The 23,116-nt window shown below is 73.9% G+C and carries 19 protein-coding genes, 1 tRNA gene and 1 other RNA gene; 7 read left to right on the top strand and 14 right to left on the bottom strand.

Annotation, left to right across the window (positions count from 1 at the left end; translation table 11 throughout):
- Positions 1 to 40: 40 nt before the first annotated feature.
- From ACMXGY_RS17620 to ACMXGY_RS17630, 3 genes are all read right to left on the bottom strand, one after another.
- Positions 41 to 883 carry a DUF4097 family beta strand repeat-containing protein gene (locus tag ACMXGY_RS17620; RefSeq protein WP_483774268.1) on the bottom strand — a complete coding sequence of 281 codons (843 nt, stop codon included), beginning with the start codon at positions 881 to 883 and terminating at the stop codon, positions 41 to 43.
- 68 nt (positions 884 to 951) lie between these two features.
- Positions 952 to 1,491 carry a histidine kinase gene (locus ACMXGY_RS17625; protein ID WP_483774269.1) on the bottom strand — a complete coding sequence of 180 codons (540 nt, stop codon included), beginning with the start codon at positions 1,489 to 1,491 and terminating at the stop codon, positions 952 to 954.
- Positions 1,492 to 1,705: 214 nt separating this feature from the next.
- The gene (locus tag ACMXGY_RS17630) at positions 1,706 to 2,479 is read right to left on the bottom strand and encodes a TSUP family transporter (RefSeq protein WP_483776895.1); all 774 of its coding nucleotides are present in this window, start codon (positions 2,477 to 2,479) and stop codon (positions 1,706 to 1,708) included.
- Positions 2,480 to 2,608: 129 nt separating this feature from the next.
- Between ACMXGY_RS17630 and ACMXGY_RS17635 the strand changes: the two genes are divergently transcribed.
- Together ACMXGY_RS17635 and ACMXGY_RS17640 are read left to right on the top strand one after the other, a co-directional pair.
- Positions 2,609 to 2,974 (top strand): ArsR/SmtB family transcription factor, encoded by a 366-nt coding sequence (locus tag ACMXGY_RS17635; RefSeq protein WP_483774270.1) that lies wholly within the window; start codon positions 2,609 to 2,611, stop codon positions 2,972 to 2,974.
- Positions 2,971 to 3,549, top strand: a complete 579-nt coding sequence (locus ACMXGY_RS17640; RefSeq protein WP_483774271.1) for an SRPBCC family protein — start codon at positions 2,971 to 2,973, stop codon at positions 3,547 to 3,549. Before ACMXGY_RS17635 ends, ACMXGY_RS17640 begins: the two co-directional genes overlap by 4 nt.
- Before the next feature lie 3 nt (positions 3,550 to 3,552).
- Here ACMXGY_RS17640 and ACMXGY_RS17645 read toward each other — a convergent pair whose 3' ends face one another.
- The 8 genes from ACMXGY_RS17645 to ffs form a co-directional block, all read right to left on the bottom strand.
- Positions 3,553 to 4,122 carry a DUF5063 domain-containing protein gene (locus ACMXGY_RS17645; protein WP_483774272.1) on the bottom strand — a complete coding sequence of 190 codons (570 nt, stop codon included), beginning with the start codon at positions 4,120 to 4,122 and terminating at the stop codon, positions 3,553 to 3,555.
- Between the two features lie 16 nt (positions 4,123 to 4,138).
- Positions 4,139 to 4,738, bottom strand: coding sequence for a recombination mediator RecR (recR, locus tag ACMXGY_RS17650; protein WP_483774273.1), 600 nt, complete (start codon positions 4,736 to 4,738; stop codon positions 4,139 to 4,141).
- 70 nt (positions 4,739 to 4,808) lie between these two features.
- Entirely contained in the window at positions 4,809 to 7,526 is a 2,718-nt protein-coding gene (locus ACMXGY_RS17655; protein ID WP_483774274.1) for a DNA polymerase III subunit gamma and tau, read from the bottom strand.
- A gap of 69 nt (positions 7,527 to 7,595) precedes the next feature.
- Positions 7,596 to 8,258 carry a methionine ABC transporter permease gene (locus tag ACMXGY_RS17660; protein WP_483774275.1) on the bottom strand — a complete coding sequence of 221 codons (663 nt, stop codon included), beginning with the start codon at positions 8,256 to 8,258 and terminating at the stop codon, positions 7,596 to 7,598.
- Positions 8,258 to 9,466: a methionine ABC transporter ATP-binding protein gene (locus ACMXGY_RS17665; protein ID WP_483774276.1), complete on the bottom strand. Its 1,209-nt coding sequence runs from the start codon at positions 9,464 to 9,466 to the stop codon at positions 8,258 to 8,260. The genes ACMXGY_RS17660 and ACMXGY_RS17665 overlap by 1 nt, the downstream gene beginning before the upstream one ends.
- Before the next feature lie 164 nt (positions 9,467 to 9,630).
- Positions 9,631 to 10,536 (bottom strand): MetQ/NlpA family ABC transporter substrate-binding protein, encoded by a 906-nt coding sequence (locus tag ACMXGY_RS17670; protein WP_483774277.1) that lies wholly within the window; start codon positions 10,534 to 10,536, stop codon positions 9,631 to 9,633.
- 482 nt (positions 10,537 to 11,018) lie between these two features.
- Positions 11,019 to 12,347 carry an ion channel protein gene (locus ACMXGY_RS17675; RefSeq protein ID WP_483774278.1) on the bottom strand — a complete coding sequence of 443 codons (1,329 nt, stop codon included), beginning with the start codon at positions 12,345 to 12,347 and terminating at the stop codon, positions 11,019 to 11,021.
- Positions 12,348 to 12,391: 44 nt separating this feature from the next.
- An RNA gene (gene ffs, locus ACMXGY_RS17680) (signal recognition particle sRNA small type) lies at positions 12,392 to 12,488 on the bottom strand.
- 138 nt (positions 12,489 to 12,626) lie between these two features.
- On the opposite strand from ffs, the gene ACMXGY_RS17685 reads away from it, so the two are divergent.
- Positions 12,627 to 12,712, top strand: a tRNA-Ser gene (locus tag ACMXGY_RS17685).
- A gap of 265 nt (positions 12,713 to 12,977) precedes the next feature.
- Here the strand turns inward: ACMXGY_RS17685 and ACMXGY_RS17690 are convergent.
- Positions 12,978 to 14,573, bottom strand: coding sequence for a glycoside hydrolase family 6 protein (locus tag ACMXGY_RS17690; protein ID WP_483774279.1), 1,596 nt, complete (start codon positions 14,571 to 14,573; stop codon positions 12,978 to 12,980).
- Between the two features lie 186 nt (positions 14,574 to 14,759).
- Between ACMXGY_RS17690 and ACMXGY_RS17695 the strand changes: the two genes are divergently transcribed.
- The 4 genes from ACMXGY_RS17695 to ACMXGY_RS17710 all read left to right on the top strand — a co-directional run bounded on the left by ACMXGY_RS17695 (position 14,760) and on the right by ACMXGY_RS17710 (position 19,820).
- Positions 14,760 to 15,467: a TetR/AcrR family transcriptional regulator gene (locus ACMXGY_RS17695; protein ID WP_483774280.1), complete on the top strand. Its 708-nt coding sequence runs from the start codon at positions 14,760 to 14,762 to the stop codon at positions 15,465 to 15,467.
- 46 nt (positions 15,468 to 15,513) lie between these two features.
- Positions 15,514 to 16,464 (top strand): ABC transporter ATP-binding protein, encoded by a 951-nt coding sequence (locus ACMXGY_RS17700; RefSeq protein WP_483774281.1) that lies wholly within the window; start codon positions 15,514 to 15,516, stop codon positions 16,462 to 16,464.
- Positions 16,461 to 18,125 carry an ABC transporter permease gene (locus ACMXGY_RS17705; protein ID WP_483774282.1) on the top strand — a complete coding sequence of 555 codons (1,665 nt, stop codon included), beginning with the start codon at positions 16,461 to 16,463 and terminating at the stop codon, positions 18,123 to 18,125. Before ACMXGY_RS17700 ends, ACMXGY_RS17705 begins: the two co-directional genes overlap by 4 nt.
- An 876-nt stretch (positions 18,126 to 19,001) precedes the next feature.
- Complete coding sequence (locus tag ACMXGY_RS17710; protein ID WP_483774283.1) at positions 19,002 to 19,820, top strand: hypothetical protein; 819 nt, start codon at positions 19,002 to 19,004, stop codon at positions 19,818 to 19,820.
- Here ACMXGY_RS17710 and ACMXGY_RS17715 read toward each other — a convergent pair.
- Positions 19,802 to 20,506, bottom strand: coding sequence for a response regulator (locus ACMXGY_RS17715; RefSeq protein WP_483774284.1), 705 nt, complete (start codon positions 20,504 to 20,506; stop codon positions 19,802 to 19,804). The genes ACMXGY_RS17710 and ACMXGY_RS17715 overlap by 19 nt on opposite strands.
- Positions 20,503 to 23,085 (bottom strand): DUF4118 domain-containing protein, encoded by a 2,583-nt coding sequence (locus ACMXGY_RS17720; RefSeq protein ID WP_483774285.1) that lies wholly within the window; start codon positions 23,083 to 23,085, stop codon positions 20,503 to 20,505. The genes ACMXGY_RS17715 and ACMXGY_RS17720 overlap by 4 nt, the downstream gene beginning before the upstream one ends.
- Positions 23,086 to 23,116 lie beyond the last annotated feature (31 nt).

Consider the following 23,116-nt stretch of genomic DNA (forward strand, 5'->3'; position numbering starts at 1 on the left):
CTAGGCCGTGCCGTCGCGGCGGCGGCCGGATGCTGATCGGTCAGGGGCGACGGACGACGACGCTGCCGTAGCCCGTGCTGGCGTGGATCTCTGCCGTGGCCTCGTCGTCGACCGGTGCGTCGGTGGGGGTGAGCTGGTTGCGGACGCTGCCGTGCTGCGAGGCGACGTCGAGCCAGGCGGCGGTGCCCTCGGGCACGCCGACCTCGATCGAGCCGTAGGACGTGGTGAGCGTGACGGAGCCGGACTCGACCCGGTCCACCCGGATGCCCCCCGAGGCCGCCTTGGCGGTGACGGTCCCCCGGACCTGGCCCACGACGATGTCGCCGTGGGCGCCGGCCACCTCCAAGGACCCGATGACGGACCCGACGGTGGTCGTGGCGTTGGTGCACCGCACGGTCGCGTCCCCCGCGACCTCGTCGATGCGCACCGCCCCGGCGGTCGCCTTGACGCTCGTCGGGCCCGTGGCACGGCCGACGACGACGGACCCCGCCGAGACCTTGAGGTCGACGCGGCCGACCTCCTCGACCCGGGCCTCGCCACCGTTGAGGGTGAGGTCGACGGCGCCGAGCGTGCCCTCCGCGTACAACGAACCGGCCTTGCCGCTCAACGACGACCCGGCGGGCAGCTCGACGGTGACCTTGGCGCCGCCGGCGGCGAAGGGGAGGACGTACTGCTTCCAGGACGCCGGGTAGATGATCGTGACCGCGTCACCGTCACGATCGACGCGGGTCTCCGCGGCGGCGCGGACCGAGCCGGACTTGGACGGGTCGGCGGGAAGGACGGTGACGACGACGTCGTCCCGCTCTCCGGCGACGACGTGCAGCTCGCCGAAGGGCACGTCCACGACGACCGGGACGGGGCCAGGTGCAGGGAAGGTAGGCATGAGGGCTCCAGGTGATGTCGGAGTGGTGTCAGTGGTGTCAGTGGTGTCGAGCGGGGAGGGGCGAGCGCTCAGCGCACCCAGCCGGTGAGGCGCATCTGGCCGCCGCGCTGCTGCGGGCGAGCCTGTGCAGCGGGTCGCCCCGTCGTCTGCTCGAGCGCTGCAGCCACCGCGCGCACGAGCCACGTGTTGACCGAGACGCCGTCGCGCGCGGCCGCGACCTCGACCTGCGACTTGAGGTGGTCGGGCAGGCGCAAGGTGGTGCGGGTGGTGGTGCCCTCCTCGGCGTCGACGCTCGGCAGAGGTGTCGGCGCCGGGGATGCGGGCGCCGGCACCGGGGCGGAAGCGGCTGCGGGTTCGGCGACAGGACCGGGCGCGGCGACCACGAACTCCGGGTCCCCGCCGCGCAGGCGGACGTCGACCGAGCCGGGCGCGAGGTCGGCGGAGATCTCGCCGGCCGCCGCGGAGAGGGCGTCCAGCAGGACGAGGCGCACGGCGGCGTCGAGCGGGGCGGTCAGGCGCTCGGCGAGCTGCCGCGCGTCCGATCCGGCGGCGTCGGCTGCGGTGCCCAGCCGGTGCTGGAGGTCGTTGACGTAGGGCGTGAGGTCCATGACGCCATCATGACACCATACGTGGTGTCACTGCAACCCCTAGTGATGTCACTGCGACACCGCGTGGCACCAGCGGTGCCTGCGCCCACCCACGCCGAGCCCTGTCGGCCACGCCGGCACCTGCGGCACGCGAGGGCTCGAACCCGGGGTTGCGGGTCACGGAGGGCGGGCGGTGACGTGGAACCCCGGGTTCGGCCACCGTCGGGCGACGACGTCAGGTCGTCAGGTCGGTGACGACGTCGTACCCGAGCTTGAGGATCAGCGCCCCGACGACCACGACGAAGACGACGCGCACGAAAGAGCTCCCCTTGGCGACGGCCATGCGCGCGCCGATGTAGGCGCCGAGCAGGTTGGCCGCGCCCATCACGAGCCCGAGACCCCACAGGACCGCGCCGTACGGGACGAAGAAGATGAGCGCGCCAGCGTTCGTCGCGAAGTTCGCGATCTTCGCGAGCGCCGACGCGGGCAGGAACGCGTACCCGAGGATGCTCACGAGGGAGATGACGAAGAACGTCCCCGTGCCAGGGCCCAGCAGGCCGTCGTAGGTGCCGATGACCAGACCGATCCCCGCCGCGGCCCAGCGGTGACCGTTGCCCTCCCAGCGCAGGTTCGTCGCATGCCCGAGCCGCGGCTTCGCGATCGTGTACGCCGCGACCCCGACGAGGACGACGAGGATGATCGGCTCGAACAGCTCCGCCGGGATGCGCGATGCGAGCGCCGCTCCCCCGATCGCGCCGACGAGCGCAGCCAGGGCCATCGGCCCGGCCGTCCGCAGGTCGGGGCCGACGCGTCGGTAGTAGGTCGCGGCGCTCACCGAGGTCCCCATGATGCTCGCGAGCTTGTTCGTCGCGAGCGCCTGGACCGGGCTGATACCCGGCACGAGCAGGAGCGCCGGGAGCTGGACAAGCCCGCCGCCCCCGACGACGGCGTCGATCCAGCCCGCCGTGAGCGCGGCGAGGATCAGCAGGGCGACGGTCAGGCCGTCGATCTCGAGCCCACCGGAGGCGGGGAGGACGAAGGTCGGCAGCACCCCCCAGTGGTACCACGGACCGCCACGGCTCCCCACGGCCCGTCTTCACCGCCGGACAATGCGTAACCGATCGGTTACGCTTTTCAGGTGGACGCTTTCGAGGCCCTGTCCGACCCGGTCCGCCGGACCCTGCTCCTCTCGCTGCGCCGTGTGAACCTCACCGCGGGCGAGCTCGCCGACACGCAGGACGACGTGTCCCGGCCAGGAGTGAGCCGGCACCTGCGAGTGCTGCGCGAGGCAGGGCTCGTGACCGCCGTCCGGGACGGGAGACGCCGGGTCTACTCGCTGCGACCTGACGGCCTCGACGCGGTCCGCGATCTCGTCACGGCCCTGGACCGCCCCGCCCCGCCCGTACCTGCCCGGGCCCTCGACGCCCTCGACCTCGAGGTGCGTCGCACGACACGAGAGCGCCGCGCCCAGACCGGCGCGGACCGACACGAGGAGAGCGCATGAGCGACCCGACGCACACGAGAGACACCACCGGCACCGCCACCGGTGCCGTCCCGGACCGAGCGACCTCGACCCGTCCCCTGCCGCGCGGGACCGTCGAGCACGGGCCGCGCGGCACGGAGCTCGTCGTGACGCGCACGTTCCGCGCGCCCGCCCGCGACGTCTGGGCGAGCCTCACGGAGCCGGACCGGCTGGCGCGGTGGATCGGCCGGTGGGAGGGCGACCCGTCGACCGGGCGGGTGACCTTCTTCATGACCGCCGAGGGGGACGACGTCGAACCGGAGGAGTGCACGATCACGCGGTGCGAAGCCCCGCACCGGTTCGCCGCGGACACTTCGGTCGGCGACGACACCTGGCACCTCGCGTTCGACCTCGTCGAGGCCGGCGGTGTCACGACCCTCACGTTCCGCCAGCTGCTCGGTCCCGCCGACGACGCGAGCTCCGTCGGGCCAGGTTGGGAGTACTACCTGGACCGCCTCGTCGCGGCGCGTGAGGGCAGGGACCCGGACGCGCTCGACTGGGAGCACTACCTCTCGAGCCTCGTCGACCACTACCGGCAGGCGGCGACGAGGTCCTGACGGTCAGGACTGCAGCGCGTCGTACTCCGCCTCGGCGGCGACGTCGTCGTCCACGTCGAGCCGCAGGTGCGCGAGCGCCCCCTGCAGGACGCGCAGCGCGCTCGCGGCGCGCTCGCCCCAGAGCGAGACGTAGGAGAACTGCCACCACCACAGGCCCTCGAGCTCACGGCCGGCCTCGTAGTGCTGCAGACCCTTCGCGAGGCACTCGGCGACGCACGCGAGGTCGCCCGACAGCGACGCCGCACCTACCTCGGCGCCCACGAGGGGGTCCGTGATCTCCACGTAGTCGTCGAAACCGTCGAAGAGCCGCGAGAGCGCCGTGCGCAGCGGGTCCACGTCGGTGTCCGGCCCGGCGTCGGGCTCGAACCGCTCCACCGGGACGACGTCGCCCATCGCCCCCAGGCGGGCGCCCGCGGCCAGGACGTCGGAGAGCGCGAGGAGCAGCAGCGGGAGCACGGCCCCGGGTGCGGCACCGCTCGCGACCTGCGCCGTCGTCGTGAGGTAGGCACGCGCCTGCGTGGCCATGCCCTCCGCGATCTCGCGCAGGTCGGGGTCGTTCTCGATCTCCCCCATCGCCGCTCCCCTTCCGTCAGCCGCCGACCAGTCGTCGGCCCTCGAACGCCCGGCCGAGGGTCACCTCGTCCGCGTACTCCAAGTCTCCCCCGACCGGCAGCCCGGACGCGAGGCGGGTCACGCGCAGGCCCATCGGGCCGAGCATGCGCGCGAGGTACGTCGCGGTGGCCTCGCCCTCGACGTTGGGGTCGGTCGCGAGGATCACCTCCGTGACCTGGCCGTCGGCGAGCCGAGTCATGAGCTCCGCGATGCGCAGGTCCCCCGGCCCGACGTTCTCGATCGGGTTGATCGCCCCGCCGAGCACGTGGTACCGACCACGGAACTCGCGCGTGCGCTCGATCGCGACCACGTCCTTGGGCTCCTCGACGACGCAGATCACCTCGACCGAGCGCCGCGGGTCGGAGCAGATGCGGCACTGCTCGGACTCCGCGACGTTCCCGCACGTGTCGCAGAAGCGCACCCGCGCCTTCACCTCGGTGAGCGCGTCGGCCAGCCGACGCACGTCCGCGGCGTCCGCGGCCAGCAGGTGGAACGCGATGCGCTGCGCGCTCTTGGGCCCGACGCCGGGAAGGCGGCCGAGCTCGTCGATCAGGTCCTGGACCGCGCCTTCGTACACGCCCCCAGCCTACGGGTCGCGGCCCACACGCCTGTGCGGCGCGTCAGGCAGACCGCGGTCGTCGGCAGGATCAGAGGCCCTGGTCCTGGATCTCCTCGATGACCTTGCCGCCGAGCAGGCTCACGACGAGTGCCGTGCCCACGAGCCCGGTCGACGTGATGTCGGCGTCGTCGTCGGACGAGACGTCGTCCATCGGGTCGATCGCCGCGGGCGCGGCGAGCCGGGCCGGCTCCGCCACGGGTCGCGCGGCGCCTCGCGCCGAGGTCGCCGCCGCGATGGCCGCCCGCGCTGCCGAGGCACCGCTCAGTGCCGGTGAGCCGGCGTGGCGAGGCGGAGCGGCCGGAGGCGCGACCGCCGCGCGGGGCGCCGTCGGCGCGGTCGTCGGTGCCGGAACCGGCTCGAGCACGGGCTCCGGCTCGGGACCGTCGTCGAGGTCGGCCGGGGGCTCGGGCGCCTGCGCACCGGCGAGCCAGGCATCGTCCGCGGCTCCCGCCCTCGGAGCCGTGGACGGCGCAGGGGCGCCGGCGAGCCACGCCTCGTCGGCGGCGTCGACGACGGCGACGGGTGGGGCCTCGACGCCGACCGGGCGCTCCTGCAGCGCGACGGCGCCCCGCACCGGAGCACCGACCCCGGCGTGCGCCCGTCCCGCGGCCGCAGGCGGACCGGCCGGAGCGTCGGCTCCCGCAGGCCTCACGACGGCTACCGGTGAGGGCGACGCCAGGGCAGACACGCCGCCCTCGCCCGGGCCGGTCTCGCCCGTGGGCGCGTCGCTGCCGGCGGGGCGGTCGGCAGCCGCTCCCGGGCCACCTGCGCCGGGACCAGCGGCCGGTCGGGGCGGGCCGGCGGGACCGGCCGACCCGCCGACACCCGGAGGTCCGTCCTCGGCGAGACGCGGCTCGATCCGCACCTGCAGTCCGAGCGTCTGGTAGACGACGTCCTGTACCGCGCCGGTGTGCCGCGACGAGGAGAAGGTGCGAGCGAGCCCGGGTGACGGGAACGCGAGGTAGAGCACGTCGGGGCCCAGCTCCACGACCTGGGCGTTGGCACTGACGAGCGACCATGTCACCGGGCTCGTCCGCAGGTTCTCGAGCACCTCGGGCCAGCGGCGTCGCAGCTCCTCGGTCGTCAGTGCGGGGGTCGCTCCCGAGGACGCGGCGGACGAGGCGGGCCGTGCCTGAGCCGCGCTCTCACCGCTCGACGTCTCGTCTCGCCCGGCGTCCGCCTCGCCGGTCCCCTGCACGGCGGGCTCCGGCTCGGTCGCGCCGCTCTCGCCGGACACCGCGGGCTCGGTGGAGGCTGAGCGCTCTGCAGCGGCCCCCGGCTCGGGCTCGGGCGCTGCCTGAGCTGCCGCGGGCTCCGGCTCCCGCACGACGGGTGCCGGGGCAGCGGGCACCGGCTGCGCCGGACGCGGTGCGACCTCCTGCGCGGCGGGGACCGGAGCCGAGTCCTGCGCCGCGGGCTGCGGCGTGCGTGGCGGGCGCAGCGCCGCGCGCACGGCAGCGGGTCCGGTGAGCCCGGACGAGGCCGACGGCGCACCCGACGACGCGGCGGGAGCGCCGCCGTCGGACACGGCTGGCGCGGGCCGGCCGGGGGCGGCGGGCGCCACGGAGACGGTGCCGAGGCCGCCGCGCTCCAGCCGGTCGAGACGCGCCGCGAAGCCCGCGGCGCCGTCGTCCGACCCGGGCAGGAGCAGGCGCGCCATGAGCAGCTCGAGGTGCAGGCGCGGCGAGGTCGCGCCCGTCATCTCCGTGAGCGCGGCGTTGACGAGGTCGGCCGCGCGCGAGAGCTCCGCGACGCCGAGGTTCTGGGCCTGCGTGCGCATGCGCTCGAGCTGGTCGGCCGGCTGGTCGCGCAGCACCGCCTGCGCCTCGTCGCCGGACACCGCGATGACGATGAGGTCGCGCAGGCGCTCGAGCACGTCCTCGACGAACCGCCGCGGCTCGTGACCCGTCGCGATGACGTGGTCGACGACGCGGAAGATGCTCGCGCCGTCGCGTGCCGCGAGCGCGTCCACCACGTCGTCGAGCAGCGTCGCGTGCGTGAAGCCGAGCAGCGCCACGGCACGCTCGTACTCCAGCGCCCCGCCCTCGGCGCCTGCGATGAGCTGGTCGAGGACGGACAGCGAGTCGCGCACCGAGCCGCCGCCGGCACGGGTGACGAGGGGGACGACGCCGCTGCCGACCGACACGCCCTCCGCGGCGCACAGCTCCTCGAGGTACGGGCCGAGCACGTCGGGCGGGACGAGGCGGAACGGGTAGTGGTGCGTGCGCGAGCGGATGGTGCCGATGACCTTGTCGGGCTCCGTCGTCGCGAAGACGAACTTGATGTGCTCAGGTGGCTCCTCGACGATCTTGAGGAGCGCGTTGAACCCGGCGGGCGAGACCATGTGGGCCTCGTCGATGACGAAGATCTTGTACCGGTCGCGCGTCGGGGCGAACGTCGCACGCTCGCGCAGGTCGCGCGCGTCGTCCACGCCACCGTGGGACGCGGCGTCGATCTCGACGACGTCGAGGCTGCCCGGGCCGCCGCGCGCGAGGTCGACGCACGACGGGCAGACACCGCACGGGGTGTCGATCGGGTTCTCCGGCGTGTTCTGCGCGCAGTTGAGCGTGCGCGCGAGGATGCGCGCGCTCGTCGTCTTGCCGCACCCGCGAGGGCCGGAGAACAGGTAGGCGTGGTTCACCCGACCGGTGCGCAGCGCCTGCATGAGCGGCGCGGTCACGTGGTCCTGACCGATCACCTCGGCGAAGGTCTCGGGCCGGTAGCGGCGGTACAGGGCGGTGCTCACCCCGGTCACTCTAGACGTCGCGACCGACACGCACGAGGTCGCTTCCCCAGCGCTGGACGAGCCCCGAGGTCAGCGGTGCAGGGCCTTGCGCGCGAGCCAGTTGCCGAGGAGCTGGGCGACCTGGACGATCGCGATGATGACGAGCACCGTCACGACCACAACCGCCCAGTTGTAACGCTGGTAGCCGTAGACGATCGCGAAGTTGCCGAGCCCGCCGCCGCCGATGATCCCGGCGATCGCGGACATGTCGAGCACGGCGATGAACAGGAACGTGTACCCGAGGATGAGCGGCGCGAGCGCCTCGGGGACGAGCACCGTGGTGATGATGCGCCACGACGACGCCCCCATCGCGCGCGCCGCCTCGACCACCCCGGGGTCGATGCCGACCAGGTTCTGCTCGACGATGCGCGAGGTCCCGAACGCCGTCATGACCGACAGCGGGAAGATGAACGCCTCGGTGCCGAGCGTCGTCCCGACGACCTGGAGCGTCACGGGCCCGAGCAGCGTGACGAAGATGATGAACGGGATCGGCCGCACGATGTTCACGAGCACGTTGAGCACGCCGAACACCCAGCGGTTCTCCAGCAGGTTTCCGCGCCGCGTCACGTAGAGCGCGATGCCGAGCGCGAGCCCCGCGAGCCCGCCGGTGAGCAGCGCGACGGACACCATCTGCAGCGTCTGCCCGAACGACTCGACGAGGATCGGCCACAGCTGCGACCAGTCGCGGTTCATCAGCGGCCTCCGAGGTTGCCGTGGCGGAAGAGGGTCTCGCGGCCGGTGCCGTACGTGTCGCCGACGTCGTCGCTGGCGCCCGGGGCGTCGTCGTCCCCGCCCGGGTCCGCGTCGAGGCGCGCGACGCGCGGGTCCTCCAGCGGGTGCTCGACCGTGCCGAGGTCGACGACGTCGGCACGCTCGGCGAGCGCCGTCAGGAACGGCGCGACGCGGTCCTCCGGGGCGTCGAGCTCGACGGTGAGCGACCCGAACGGCCGCTCCCCCACCTCGGAGATGCCGCCGTAGACGACCGAGCCGTCGACGTCGTGCTCGCGCAGCAGGCGGAACAGGTCCGTCCCGGTGCTCGCGCCCTCGCGCACGCCGACCGTGACGAGGCGGCCCGGGTGCCGCTCGCGCAGGCGGGCGAGCGTCTCGCGCGACGGCCGGTCGTGCAGCGCGGTGCCGACGAACCGCTGGGCAGCGTCGGCGCTCGGTGCGGAGAAGACGTCGTACACGTCGCCCGTCTCGACGACCCGCCCGTGCTCCATCACCGCGACGCGGTGGCACGTCGAGCGGACGACCTCCATCTCGTGCGTGATGACGACGATCGTCAGGCCGAGCTCGGCGTTGACGCGTCGCAGTAGCGCGAGCACCTCGCGCGTCGTCTCGGGGTCGAGCGCCGACGTCGCCTCGTCGGCGAGCAGGATCGTCGGCTGCGCGGCGAGCGCGCGGGCGATGCCCACACGCTGCTTCTGGCCGCCCGAGAGCTGGCGCGGGTACGCCTTCGCCTTGTCGGAGAGACCGACGAAGTCCAGCAGCTCGGCGACGCGTGCCGCGCGCTTCTCGCGCGACCAGCCGGCGACCTTGAGCGGGTAGGCGACGTTCCCGGCGACCGTGCGCGACGACAGCAGGTTGAACTGCTGGAACACCATGCCGATGCGCGATCGCACCTCGCGCACGCGCCGCTCCGGCAGGCCGGTGATCACCTCGCCGTCGACGACGACCTCGCCGCTCGTCACCGTCTCGAGCGCGTTGACGAGCCGTACGAGCGTCGACTTGCCGGCGCCCGAGTAGCCGATGACACCGAAGATCTCGCCACGGCGGATGCTCAGCGAGACGTCGTCGACCGCGTGCACGGCGCCCTCGCCCTCGCCGAACGTCTTGCTCACGTGGCGCAGCTCGATCGCGGGCTGCGCGTCACCGCCCGGGGTACGGGGGCCGTCGGTCACGGTCGGTTCCTCTCGTCGGAGGCAGTGCCCTCCGTGGTGCGGGTCGTGGTCCTGCTCGCCGGGTCGTGGTCGTGCCCTCGCTCATCGTCCTCTGCGTGGCACTGCTGCGCCCGTCACGGACGCGGGGGCGGGCGCGACCGGCGCGCCCACCCCCGCTGTCCGGGTCAGGAACCCGAGCGGATGTCGTCCTCGATGCCCGCGAGGATCTCCTGGAGCTCGGCCGGCGAGTTCTCCTTGATGACGGCGGTGCCGCCCGACGCCTTCTGCTCGGCCTCGACGACCTCGGGCGTGTGCGACAGCTCCGCGAGCTTGAGCAGCGTCTCGTCGTCCTTGTCCTCAGCGCGTGCGACCCACACGTTGATGTAGGGCTTCGCGGCGTCGGAGTCGGGGTCGTCCTGGAACAGGGCGTCCTCGGCGCTGAGGCCGGCGTCCTCGAGGAAGTCGTTGTTGATGATCGACGCGTCGACCGACTGGAGCTGGATCGGGGTCTGTGCCGCGTCGACGGGGGTGACCGTCACCTTGGAGCTCGGCAGCACGTCGGCCTCGGTGGAGATCGAGCTGCCGCCGCCCTCGAGCTCGACGAGACCCGCCTCCTGCAGCACGAGGAGTGCGCGGGCGAGGTTCGTCGGGTCGTTGGGGACCGCGACCTGACCACCGTCGGGGATCTCCTCGAGCGACGTGTGCTTGCTCGAGTAGAGACCCAGCGGGTAGACGGCGGTCGCGCCGATGGGCTGCAGGTCGTCGCCGGCGTCGACGTTGTAGCCCGCGAGGAACTGCAGGTGCTGGAACTGGTTCACGTCGAGTTCGCCCTGGGACAGAGCCGGGTTCGCCTGCGTGTAGTCCTGGAGGTCCACGAGCTCGATCTCGATGCCCTCGGCCTCGGCCTGCTCCTGGAAGACGGCCCACTTGTCGTCCGAGGCGCCGACGACGCCGACGCGGATCGGGTCCGCGGCGTCGCCGCCCGCGGCGCCGCCCGACGTGTCGTCGCCGCCACCGCACGCGGTGAGGGTGAGGGCGGCGGTCGCGGCGATCGCGGTCCAGGTGAGTCGCTGGCGGGTGGTGAACGACATGGGGGTTCCTTCCGGTGGCGGCGGTCGCCGGGCCACGGGTGGCGCGAGCGGCGAGGCCGGGTGCAGTCAGGTGTCCTGCGAGGGCGGTGTGAGGGGGGTGCTTCCGGCGGGCCATCAGCCACGCGGCGAGCGGGGGCCGGTCGTCAGGACGACGCGGCGGGTGCGGCGCAGGTCTCCCTGCGGGTCACGACGGCGTCAGCAGCCGCACATTCGACCGGTGCGCACGCCGCGACAGCACGGCATGCCGGCGCAGGACGCTGCGCGGGAGGCCGTGGTGGCGACGGGGAACCAGGTCATGGCGACATCATGAGCACGCCGAGCACCGTCGCGCCAATTTCGACGGCAATTCGTCCACCATGCGGACGCTAAAACGGTCACATACCGAGAATCTTCGAGGGCAAGTCGCCACATATCGGTCAGCGCTCGCTGTCCCGCGTCGGTGCGACGTGAGATCGTCCGGAGATCTGCGCCACAGAGGATCGCTAGCGGCCGGTCGGAGCGGCGCCGTCCGTGCGCTCGGTGCGCGGTCGGAGCGCGGCGAACTCGGCCGCACCCACGGCTGGTGGGTCGACACGCATCGGAGGCATCGTCCGCACGACCAGCCACAGAGGGACGATCGCGAGGCACAGGACCGGGATCATGTGCACGTCGCCCACCGTGATGGCGGCCGCGAACAGCGCGAGCCAGCCGTCCCTGCTCACGACGATCACTGCGCCGAGGACCCCCGCCGACACGGCGACGGCAGCGGGAACGGCCGGGACGAGAGAGGACGCCGCGAACCCCACCGCTACCCCGACGAAGATCGTCGGGAAGATACGCCCGCCTCGGAACCCCGCCCCCGCCGCCACGACGAGGGCCACGACCTTGACCACGGCCATGAGGACGATCGCCGACCACGTCAGGTCGTCGGCCTCGGCCGAGAGCTCCTTCATCTCCTCGAGGCCCTTGAACAGCGTGAGGGGGCCACCGACGACGCCCAGCAGGCCGAGCACGAGGCCGGCCGCGCCGAGGGCGAGCACCGGGTGGCGCAGCGCGTGGAAGGCGCGGTGGACGACGGGGAACGCGAGGACGGCGAGGAGCATGAGCAGGGCCGCGACGACGGCGACGACCGCAGCGCTCAGCACGTCGCCCAGCTGCGGGCCGGGATAGTCGGGCAGGTCGATGGCGAAGGTCGGGGCGTCGAAGGCGAACATCGTGACCGCCCCCGCGCCGGCCGCCGCGAGAGGCGCGAAGAGCCGGTCGAACAGCGGTCCCGTGCGGTCGCCGCGCTCGGCGAACGTCTCGGTGAGGACCAGCGCGGCGGCGACCGGCGTCGCGAACATCGCGCCGACCGTGGCGGCGAGCGCGAGCCCCACGGCACCGTTGACGGGCACGCCGATGCGGGGCCGGCACAGGATCCACGCCGTCAGCGCCACGTTGATGGCGATGATCGGGTTCTCGGGCCCGAGGCTCACCCCGCCCGCGAGACCGAGGACGAGCGCGACGGCCAGGCCGGGGAGCGCCCGCAGGGGCAGCGGAGCCGTGACGAGGTCGGTCGTCGCAGGGTCGACGCCCGCGTGCCCCGGAGCCCACCGCACCGTCGCCCCGACGAGGACGCCGGTGAGGGTCAGCACGAGGACCGTCCACCACGTCTCGGTCGTGGCGACGCCCCACGCCGCCGGGAGCCGGACCCACACGAGGTCCTGGATCCACGACGCGAAGGACGAGAGCGCGATCAGGGTGAGCGCGCACAGCACGCCGACGAGGAGCGCCGGGACGACCTGGCGCACGAGGTGCCCCGTCGACTGCGGGCGCTGCAGGTCCCCGGTCACACGGGAAGAGAACCACGCCGCACCAGGCGCGGCATCTCGAGGACGCGAAGGACCCCTCGCGCACCCACCAGAGCTCACCTACCCTTGCTGCCTTCCGGCCCTGGGGGAGTTCGGCGAGATGATGCCGCACGAGGGGTCTGGTCCAACCCTAGCCCAGGACCGGGCCGTCCCCGAAACCCGGGCGGGGCGGGCGCCGTCGGGGCGCGATTCGGTCAGGGCACCGCTGTCCGGTATCCTCGTTGCGCTACCCCGGTCCGCGATCGAGACCGGAGTGCACCAGGAGGATTCGCCTAGTGGCCTATGGCGCACGCTTGGAAAGCGTGTTGGGTTAAAAGCCCTCGGGGGTTCGAATCCCCCATCCTCCGCAGGACCGAAGGGCCCGCCGCGCACGCGGCGGGCCCTTCGTCGTCCCGGCGACCACCGCGTGCCAGAGCGCCGAAAAGGCCCGTCGCACGAGTGCGACGGGCCTCTCGGACGTCCCGACGGTCCGACGCGCCGGGACGTGGCGCCGGCGGTGCCGCCGACGGCTCCCCCCAGCCTACGGGTCCGAGAGCCGCAGCGGCAGGGGTCCAGCACCGCGAGACGGCCCGCCCGGCGCGATCCGGGTCACACCGGCCGTCCCGCGAGACCTCATCCGACCCGGCACGGAGCGCCGTCGAGGGTCACGAGCTGCGGTGCGCTCCCCGGCGCACCCGAGCCCACGAAACCGAAGGTCACCGCGCCCCCGGCGGGTACGCGGGCGTTCCACGACAGGTTGTCCGCGGTGACGGTCGACCCGTCGAGGCTCGCCTCGGCGCCCCACACGTCCACCATGCGCTGGTCGCCGTCGAACGTCCAGCGCAGCGACCAGCCGTCGATCGGCTCCGGACCGTCGTTGCGCAGCCACACCTGGGTGATGAAGCCGCTGCCCTTCTTGCCCTGCCAGGTCCCGTGGACCGTGTAGTCGACCTCGCACGTCGGGCGGACGACGGGCGGGTCCGCGAGCGCGATCAGCTCGGCCGCCTGCTCGACGAACCACTGGCCTGCCGCCGGGTCCTCGATGCCGCGCGCGGGGTCGAGCGGGCCGCCGGTCCCGCGGTAGCACTTGCCGTCGGACTCGCCGGGGACCTTGATCCACAGGTAGGCGTCGACGAACGGGTCACCGGTGTGGGTCGTGGGCCGCTCCCCCAGGCCGCGGTCGGGCGGGTTGCACCACACCTCCGGGTCGGGGAAGGCGCCGGGCGGCGCGGTCCACGGGCCCTGACCGTTGCGGCTCGTGTCGATCACGACGTGCTTCTGCGCCGCAGGGTCGCGCACGACGCCCGTGTCGGCGTACGCCTGCTCGTACGCGGCATCGGTGAGGCCCCACGTGGAGAAGTCGTCGGGGTTCGCCGGGTAGTACTGGCTCGCGCACCACGCCGGCTCCCACCAGCTGTTCACCGAGAGGTTGAGGCAGTCGCTGATCCACGTGCCGTACTTCACGAGGCGCTCGGTCTCGACGTAGTTCGACGCGTTGACGAACACCCCGTCCGCGCGCTCGACGCCCGCCTTGATCAGGCGGTCCGTGATGTCGCCGACGCCGAGCCATCCGCTGTGCGTCCCGTCGAGGTAGACGGACGTGCCGGGCAGCGCGGTGAGCGCGTCGACGGCATGGTTGAGCTGCTCGAACCGGTCCGCAGCGGCGGTGGCCGGGTCCAGCTCGGCCGGCTGGCACCACTCCGCGTTGCCGTTGATGTCGGTGTACCAGGGGATGATCCCGAGCCCGTCCGGCTCGAGGATCACGATCGCCGGGTCGTCACCGATGCCCTCAGCGACGGCGTCCACCCACGCGGTGTACGCGGCGGTGTCGGCCGCGCCGCCCGCGGAGTACTGCGCGCAGTCGCGGAACGGCAGGTTGTACACGACGACGGTCGGCACCGACCCGTCGTCGGCCGCGGCCTGCACGACGCGCGCGACGTCGTCGCGGACCTCCTCGGGAGTGCCGCCGGTGAACCACGACGCCGACGGGAACGACCCGAGGAGCTGTGCGTCCGCACGCGCCTCGCCGGTGAGCGAGGCGGCGGCCTCGAGCGTCGTGGAGAACGGGTCGACGAACAGTCGTGTCTCGGGCCCGACGACGTCGCTCGCCGCCTCCGGCGGAAGGGCGGTCGGGGAGGTGGCCACCCCGGCGAGGGCCGGGGAGGCAAGGAGGGCGGGGGCCAGCAGGGCGAGCCCGGCTGCGGCGGACAGAGCGGTACGACTTCTCACGCTGATCTCCTTCGATCGGCACGGCGAGCGGCGATGTGGGAGCGCTTCCACATCGCGCGTCCTCCTACTCAACCGCTCGCGGCGTCGCCGGTCAAGGTCGGGACGGGCGGAGAGCGCTCACCGCGGCACGGCACATGTGACGGCGTCGGGTAGACAGCGATTGAACACGTGTTTAGCATGTTGAACATGCGTTCAGACCGGTCCGCGCCCGACCGCCCGACGCGCCCCGCGCCGTCGGGCAGCGACGACCTCACGACCCGCGCCCGCATCCGCGACGCGGCGATCGACCGCTTCGCGCGCGACGGCTTCGGGGCGTCGCTGCGCACGATCGCGGGGGACGCCGGGGTGAGCGCGGGGCTCGTCCTGCACCACTTCGGCTCCAAGGACGGGCTGCGCGAGGCGTGCGACGAGCACGTGCTCGAGACCGTCCGCGCGACGAAGCGCGAGGCCATGACCGACGTCGAGGGCGCCGTGCCGATGGCCGCGTGGTTCGCCCGGATCGACGACTACGCGCCCACCGTCGGCTACGCGCTGCGCAGCCTGCAGGCCGGGGGGCCGCTCGCGCGCGCGTTCGTGGACCATCTGACCGACGACGCCGCGGCCTATCTCCGCGAGGCGGTCGCCGCCGGGACGGTACGGCCGAGCCGGGACGAGGAGGCGCGCGCCCGCTATCTCGTGCGCGCCTCGATGGGTGCGCTGCTGCTCTCGCTCACGCTCGACCCGCCGCGCGGCCCCGACGACCTGGCGGCAGCCACGCGGCGCTACGTGGACTCGGTCGCGCTCCCGTCCCTCGAGATGTACACCGAAGGCTTCCTGACCACCCGCCGCATGCTCGACGAGTACCTCCTCTACGTGGGCGACCCGCCCGGAGAGGCCGGCTCGGCAGCGTCCTGACGCCGCCGAGCCCCTCCCCCGCCCCACGACCAGAGAAGAGAGCACGATGACCACCAGCTCCACCCGGACCGACGCACCCGCCGTCGAGATCCGCGACCTCCACAAGTCCTTCGGCGCCGTCCACGCGCTCGACGGCCTCGACCTCACCGTCCGCACCGGCGAGGTCGCGGGCTTCCTCGGGCCCAACGGCGCGGGCAAGTCCACGACCATCCGCGTCCTGCTCGGGCTGCTGCGCGCCGACTCGGGCACGGTCCGCCTCCTCGGCGGCGACCCGTGGCACGACGCGGTCGACCTGCACCGCCGTCTCGCCTACGTGCCTGGCGACGTGAACCTCTGGCCGAACCTCACCGGCGGCGAGGCGATCGACCTGCTCACGCGCCTGCGCGGCAGCGTCGACCCCGCGCGCAAGAAGGTGCTGCTCGAGCGGTTCGAGCTCGACCCGTCCAAGAAGGCCCGCACGTACTCCAAGGGGAACCGGCAGAAGGTCGCGCTGGTCGCGGCGCTCGCGTCCGACGTCGAGCTCCTCGTCCTCGACGAGCCGACCTCCGGGCTCGACCCGCTCATGGAGTCGGTGTTCACGCAGTGCGTGCGCGAGGTCACCGCGGAGGGCCGGTCCGTCCTCCTCTCGAGCCACATCCTCGCCGAGGTGGAGAAGCTCTGCGACACCGTGACGATCATCCGCGCGGGGCGCACGGTGCAGTCCGGGACGCTCTCCGAGCTGCGGCACCTCACGCGCTCGTCGGTCACCGCGGCGACCGACCGCGACCCGTCCGCGCTCGACCGCCTCGAGGGCGTGCACGACCTCGTCGTCGAGCCCGGCAGCGACGGGACGCGCGCCCGGTTCGACGTCGACAACGACCACGTCGAGGGCGTCCTGCGCGCGCTCACCGATCTCGGGCTGCGCTCCGTCGCGATCAACCCGCCCTCGCTCGAGGAGCTGTTCCTGCGCCACTACGGCGACGAGCTCGCCGTCCTCGACGGGGCAGGTGCGCTGTGAGCACGACGACGGGCACCCGCCCGGGCAGGCACGCCGACCCGGGTGTCCCGGAACCGGGGCGACGCGGCCGCGCTGCGACCGGCTGGCCCACCCTGCTGCGGTTCGTCCTGCGCCGCGACCGCGTGCGCATCCCCGTCTGGACGGCGTCGGTCGCCCTCCTCTTCGGGTACGCGGCCGTGGCGCTCGACGCCCTCTACCCCACCGCGGCCGACCGGCAGGCGCGAGCGGCGCTCGTCTCCAGCCCCGCCGGGATCATGCTTTCGGGGCCCCAGTACGGGATCGAGGACTACACGCTCGGCGCGATGATCGCGAACGAGATGGCGCTCACCGTGATGATCGCCGTCGCGATCATGAGCATCTACCTCGTCGTGCGGCACACGCGCGCCGAGGAGGAGACCGGTCGCGCCGAGCTCGTGCGGGCGGGGGTCGTCGGACGGCACGCCCCCGCCACCGCGGCGTTCGTCGCGGCGCTGGTCGCGAATGCGGCGATCATGCTGGCCACGGGGCTCGTCCTCGTCGCGACCGGCCTCGACGCCGTCGACTCGTTCGCCCTCGGTGCGGCCGTGGGCGTGACGGGGCTCGTGTTCGCGGCGGTCGCCGTGGTGACGAGCCAGGTCACCGAGCACGCACGCGCCGCGAGCGGTCTCGCGCTGGCGTTCCTCGGCATCGCCTTCCTGCTCCGCGCGATCGGCGACGTGCAGACCGAGCACGGCAGCTGGGTCTCGTGGCTCTCCCCCATCGGCTGGGCGCAGCAGATCCGGGCGTTCGTCGACCTGCGCTGGTGGCCGCTCGGCCTCTCCCTCGCGCTCGTCGTGCTGCTCCTCGTCCTCGGTGCCGCCCTCGCGGCGAAGCGCGACCTCGGCGCCGGGCTCGTCCCGCCGCGGGCCGGCCGCCCGGACGCCGCGGCCTGGCTCGCCGGCCCGCTCGCCCTCGCGTGGCGTCAGCAGCGAGCGTCGGTGCTCGCGTGGGGCGTCGGCGTGGGCGTCACCGCGCTCGCGTGCGGGACGTTCGTCGACTCCGTGGGCGACATGGTCGCCGAGAACCCCGACGTCGCCGCGATGCTCGGCGACCCGACCGACCTGACGAGCGGTTTCGTCGCCATCATGGCCCTGTTCCTCGGGCTGGGGGCGTGCGGGTTCGCTGTCGCGTCGGCCCAGCGGGCGCGCGGCGAGGAGACCGCGGGGCGGCTGGAGCCCGTCCTCGCGACCGGCCTGGGACGGCTCCGGTGGTACGGCGGACAGCTCGTCGTGACGCTGCTCGGGACAGCCGTGCTCCTCGCGGCGAGCGCGCTCGGGCTGTGGCTCGGAGCCCTGAGCGTCGGCGAGGACACGTTCGGCCTCGTCGACTACCTCAGCGCCTCGTTCGCGTACCTTCCCGCGATCGCCGTCGTCACGGGTGTCGCGGTCGCCGCGTTCGGGTGGCGGCCAGGGCTCGCCGGGCTCGCGTGGGCGCTGCTCGCGTACTCGTTCGTCGTGACGATGTTCGGTGCCCTGCTCGACCTGCCCGACACCGCGCGCGCGGTCTCCCCGTTCTGGCACGTGCCCCAGCTCCCGGGGACGGAGGTCGAGCCCTGGCCGTTCGTCTGGCTCACCGTGATCGCCGTGGCGCTCGTCACCGCAGGTCTCGCCGGCTTCCGGAGGCGCGACGTCCCCCGCCCGTGAAGCCCGGCCCGAGTCCGGCGGTCCGTGGTCGGTTCCGGGGCGGCGCTCGGGCCGGGTCGCGCGGTCCGTGGTCGCGTGCGGGGCGGCGCCGGTGCTCGCGCTGGTTGGGCTGGTTGTGGTCGGGTCCGCGGGCGGCGCGACGTCGGTGCTCGGGCTGTCCGCGCCGTCACCCTGGTCCGTCGGGCGTGGGTCTTGGGAGCGCGGCCTTGACGCCCTTCGCATCCGACGCCGCCCCACCCGCTCAGCCACCACCTCACCTCGGGCAGGCACGCAGCGAGGCCCGCCGACGTAGAACCGTGGTTACGCGAGGTAGAACCCCGGTCCGCCGAGGTACAACCCTGGTCGCACGAAGTCGAACTCCGGTCGGCCGAAGTAGAACCGTGGTCCGGCGACGGCGACGGCGACGGCGACGGATCGCGCATGCTGGGGCGAGGTGGTGCGCGCCTGGGCTCGTGGCGACCATGCGGTCCCGACCGGTCGAGCATGCGGTTGTTGCCCGTCAGGCGCCCAGGACGAGCCGCAACGACATGCTCGGCACGACACCGGGGTCGTGCCCGGGTGAGCACCGACCTGGGTGGGACGACGCCGGAGGGGTGGGTGGGGGCGCCGCGTCGTGGTCGGGCCTGGCGGGAGCCGCGAGGAACGAGCGGCGGATGGAAGACGCGGCGCCCCCACCCACCCCGACACCCAAGCCGACCACGCGCCGTCGGACACGACCATGGTTCTACCTCGCGCGACCACGGTTCTACTTCGGCGGACCAGGGTTCTACCTCGGCAGACCAGCGTTCTACCTCGCGGTGGCCGCGGTCTCGCCCGCGGGTTCGACGTGGTGCGCGGTTAGGCTCGGGACTCGGTCCCGAACACGGAGGTGAGGTCATGTCCACGCCCGACCGGAGCGACGCGACGCGCGCGGCCAGGGTCACGTTGCGCGAGTGGGTCGGGGCGATCCCGACGAGCGCCACGGACGTCGCCGACCCGCGCACGTGGGTCGCGGCGCTCGTGCTGGAGGGAGTGTGGCTCGGTCTCTACCAGGATGCCTACCACTTGGGCGAGGACGAGTGGGACGCGCTGCTCGGCGACCTGACGCGGTATGCGGACGTGCGTCCGGCCGCGAACGCCGTCGTCTTCCGTGACGTCGAGCTCGACGAGGACCCGTTCCGTGACGACGAGCGCCCTCTCGTGGACGCGGTCCTGCGGGTCTCGCTCGAGGAGGGTGTCGAGAACGTCACGCTGGCAGCGGTGGCGCGGTGCTGCGACCGCAGCGAGTCCACGTTGCTGTCGATGTTCGGCGATGCGGAGACGCTCGTGGACGACGTCGCGCGCGAGGTCCTGCAGTCGGGGTTCGACGACCTGTCCCCGCTCCGGCTCGATCCTTCGCGGGCTGCGGTCGCGGCGTCGGTCGCGGCGCTCGACGACTCGCGCAAGGCCGCGACGCTGCTGCGCCTGTACGCGCTGGCCGGGGTGGCGCGCGAGGACGTCCCGGCGGGGCAGCACGGCACCCACGACCTGGTGGTGCGGGCCTACCGCGAGGAGGAGGCGCCGTCGTCGCTCGTCCTCGCGGCGCTCGCGTGCGACGGGTGGCGTGCGGGCGAGCGGCAGCGAGCGCTCCTGTTCCCACGGGCGCTGCCGCGCGACGTCGTGCGCGAGCTCGAGCGCCTCGTCGACGCCGTGGACGTTCAGGTCTCGAAGCGGTAGCCCATGCCCGGGGTCGTGAGGAGGTGGCGCGGCGTCGCCGGGTCGTCCTCGAGCTTGCGCCGCAGCTGCGCGACGTACACGCGCAGGTAGTGGGTGTCCCGCGTCGCCGTCGGGCCCCACACCTCGCGCAGCATCTGCTCGCGGCTGACGACCCGGCCGCGGTACCGGACGAGCAGCTCGAGCAGCGCCCACTCCGTCGGGGTGAGGCGCACGACGTCGCCGTGCCGGCTCACCTCGCGGCGCGCGAGGTCGACACGCAGGTCCCCGGCCTCGACGACGGGCTCGTCCGCGCCGGGCTCGTGCGCGGCGCGGCGCACGGCGGCGCGGAGGCGGGCCATGAGCTCGGGCATCGCGAACGGCTTCGTCACGTAGTCGTCGGCGCCAGCGTCGAGGGCGTCGACCTTGTCGTCGCCGAGCTGGCGCGCCGACAGGACGATCACCGGGACGCGGCTCCACCCACGGATCGCGGTGAGCACCTCCAGCCCGCCGACGTCGGGCAGCCCGAGGTCGAGCAGCACGACGTCCGGGTGCGCGGACGCGGCGGCGTCGATCCCCTCGCGCCCGGTCGCGGCCGTCGTGACGTCCCACCCGTGCACGCGCAGCGTGATCGCCATGGCGCGCAGGAGCCCCGGGTCGTCGTCGACGACGAGCACGCGGTTGCCCTCCGTCCCGTGGTCCGGGCTCATCGCGTCTCCTCCTCCGCCGGTGCGCGCCCGGCCTCCTCGTCGTCCGGCGTCGTGCTCGCTGCCGGGACCGTCACGACCATCGTCAGGCCACCACCCGGCGTGTCCTCGGGGACGAGGGTCGCGCCGACCGCTCGCGCGAACCCCTGCGCGACCGCGAGCCCCAGCCCGACGCCGCCGCCGCTCACGTCACCGAGGCGCTGGAACGGCTCGAACATCAGCGCCTTCGCGTCGTCGTCGAGACCGGGCCCGCGGTCGACGACGCGGAGCTCGACCCCGTCGCGCGTCGCAGCGGCCGCGATCCGCACGTCGTGCGGCGAGAAGCGCGCGGCGTTCGCGACGACGTTCGCCACGACGCGTTCCAGCAGACCCGGGTCCGTCCGCACGAGCGGGAGGTCGTCGGGCACCGCCAGGTCCACGTGGTCCGCCACGGGCTCGACCGCGAAGGGCACGACCTCGTCGAGGGAGACCGCGCGCAGGACCGGAACCACCGCGCCGGTCTGGAGGCGCGACAGGTCGAGCAGGTTGTCGATGAGCTGCTCGAGCCGGCCGGTCGACGCCGCGACCGTCTCGACGAGCGCCGCCTCGTCCTCGGGGTCGAGCTCGACGTCCGGCGACCGCAGCCCGTCGACCGCCGTCCGGATGGCGGCGAGCGGCGTCCGCAGGTCGTGCGAGACCGCCGCGAGGAGCGCCGTCCGGGTCGCGTCCGCCTCGGCGAGCACGGCGGCACGTGCCGCCTGCTCGCGCAGGCGCCGGTACTCGAGCACGATCCCCGCCTGCGCCCCGAACGCGTCGAGCACCTGGCGGTCTCCTGCCGCGAGCGGGCGCCCGACGAGCACGAGCCGGCGGTCGTCGTCGACCCGGACGAGGGTGCGCGCCTCCGGGGGCTCGTCGCTCTCGCCCGGTCGCCCGGTCTCGGCGACGACCGACCAGCCGCCGACCGCCGCGCCGCTCCCCGCACCGCTCCCCGTGCGGCGGCGCTCCTCGAGCGTGACGTGGCGCAGCGAGAACGTCTCGGCCAGGCGCGACACGACCGCGGCCGCGGTGTCCTCGCCCGAGAGCACCGAGCGCGACAGGGCGGCGAGCGTCGACGCCTCGGCGCGTGCCCGTGCCGCCTGGACGGAACGCCGCGCGGAGAGGTCCACGACCGACGCGACGGCCGCGGCGACCAGGACGAACAGCAGCAGCGCGAGCAGGTTCTCCGGGTCGGCCACGGTGAGCATGCCGGTGGGCGGGGTGAAGAACCAGTTGATGCAGACGAACGACACCACGGCGCACGCGAGCGCGGGCCACATCCCGCCCACGAGGGCGACGCCCACGGTCAGCGCGAGGAACAGGAGCATCTGCGTCGGCAGCCCGACGAGCTCGCCCGAGACGGCGAACAACGCGGTGAGCAGCGCCGGCACGACGACCGCGACCGCCCAGCCCGCGATGCGCCGTCGGGCCGACAGCGGGCTGATCGCGCGGCGCGAGACGCGCCCGGCCCGCGCCCGCTCGTGCGTCACGAGGTGGACGTCGAGCGTCCCGGCGAGGCGCGCGATCTCGGCGCTCGTGGACCCGAGCAGCGCCTCGCGCCAGCGCGAGTGCCGGGACACGCCGACGACGACCATCGTCGCGTTGACGCCGTGCGCGAAGTCGACGACGGCGGTCGGGACGTCCTCGCCGACCACCGTGTGGAACGTCCCGCCGAGGGACTCGGCGAGCTCGCGGTCGGCCGCGAGCGCCGCCGGCGAGGCCGTGGGCAGGCCGTCCGTCGCGAGGACGTGGACCGCGAGGAGCTCCGACCCGGCGGCCCGCTCGGCGATGCGCGCGCCCCGTCGCAGCAGGGTCGCCGCCTCCGGCCCGCCGGTGACCGCGACGACGACGCGCTCGCGCACCGGCCACGTGCCGGAGATCGCGTGCTCCGAGCGGTAGCGCGTGAGGGCGTCGTCGACGCGGTCGGCGAGCCACAGGAGCGCGAACTCGCGCAGCGCCGTGAGGTTGCCTTCGCGGAAGTACGACGACAGGGACGCGTCGACCTGCTCGGCGCGGTACACGTTCCCGTGCGCGAGGCGGCGCCGCAGCGCCTGGGGCGACAGGTCGACGAGCTGGATCTGGTCGGCCTCGCGCACCACGTGGTCGGGCACGGTCTCGCGCTGCCGCACGCCCGTGACCGCCTCGACGTCCTCCGTGAGCGACTCGAGGTGCTGGACGTTGACGGTCGTGACGACGTCGACCCCGGCGTCGAGCAGGTCGTGGACGTCCTGCCAGCGCTTGGGGTGGCGCGAGCCGGGCGCGTTCGTGTGCGCGAGCTCGTCGACGAGCGCGACGTCGGGGCGTCGTGCGAGGACCGCGTCGACGTCCACCTCGGTGAGCTCGACCCCGCGGTGCCCGACGACGCGGCGCGGGACGACCTCGAGGTCGCCGATCTTGGCGGCGGTCGCGGCCCGGCCGTGCGTCTCGACGAGGCCGACGACGACGTCCGTCCCGCGCGACCGGCGCCGGTGGGCCTCGTCGAGCATCGCGAACGTCTTGCCGACCCCCGGTGCGGCGCCGAGGTAGACCGTGAGCCTCCCCCGGCGCCGCGCCTCGTCCGCACTCATGTGCGCAGTCCATCACGCCGCGCGTCGGGAC

The sequence above is a fragment of the Cellulosimicrobium sp. G4 BAM 1002 genome (assembly GCF_057126935.1).

What these genes read in the sequence shown, in the direction of transcription:
- ACMXGY_RS17695 (WP_483774280.1), top strand. Translation starts at nt 14,760, where the DNA reads ATGCGTTCAGACCGGTCCGCGCCCGACCGCCCGACGCGCCCCGCGCCG.
- ACMXGY_RS17720 (WP_483774285.1), bottom strand. Translation starts at nt 23,085, where the DNA reads ATGAGTGCGGACGAGGCGCGGCGCCGGGGGAGGCTCACGGTCTACCTC.
- ACMXGY_RS17620 (WP_483774268.1), bottom strand. Translation starts at nt 883, where the DNA reads ATGCCTACCTTCCCTGCACCTGGCCCCGTCCCGGTCGTCGTGGACGTG.
- ACMXGY_RS17670 (WP_483774277.1), bottom strand. Translation starts at nt 10,536, where the DNA reads ATGTCGTTCACCACCCGCCAGCGACTCACCTGGACCGCGATCGCCGCG.
- ACMXGY_RS17660 (WP_483774275.1), bottom strand. Translation starts at nt 8,258, where the DNA reads ATGAACCGCGACTGGTCGCAGCTGTGGCCGATCCTCGTCGAGTCGTTC.
- ACMXGY_RS17625 (WP_483774269.1), bottom strand. Translation starts at nt 1,491, where the DNA reads ATGGACCTCACGCCCTACGTCAACGACCTCCAGCACCGGCTGGGCACC.
- ACMXGY_RS17710 (WP_483774283.1), top strand. Translation starts at nt 19,002, where the DNA reads ATGTCCACGCCCGACCGGAGCGACGCGACGCGCGCGGCCAGGGTCACG.
- ACMXGY_RS17640 (WP_483774271.1), top strand. Translation starts at nt 2,971, where the DNA reads ATGAGCGACCCGACGCACACGAGAGACACCACCGGCACCGCCACCGGT.
- ACMXGY_RS17700 (WP_483774281.1), top strand. Translation starts at nt 15,514, where the DNA reads ATGACCACCAGCTCCACCCGGACCGACGCACCCGCCGTCGAGATCCGC.
- ACMXGY_RS17645 (WP_483774272.1), bottom strand. Translation starts at nt 4,122, where the DNA reads ATGGGGGAGATCGAGAACGACCCCGACCTGCGCGAGATCGCGGAGGGC.
- ACMXGY_RS17715 (WP_483774284.1), bottom strand. Translation starts at nt 20,506, where the DNA reads ATGAGCCCGGACCACGGGACGGAGGGCAACCGCGTGCTCGTCGTCGAC.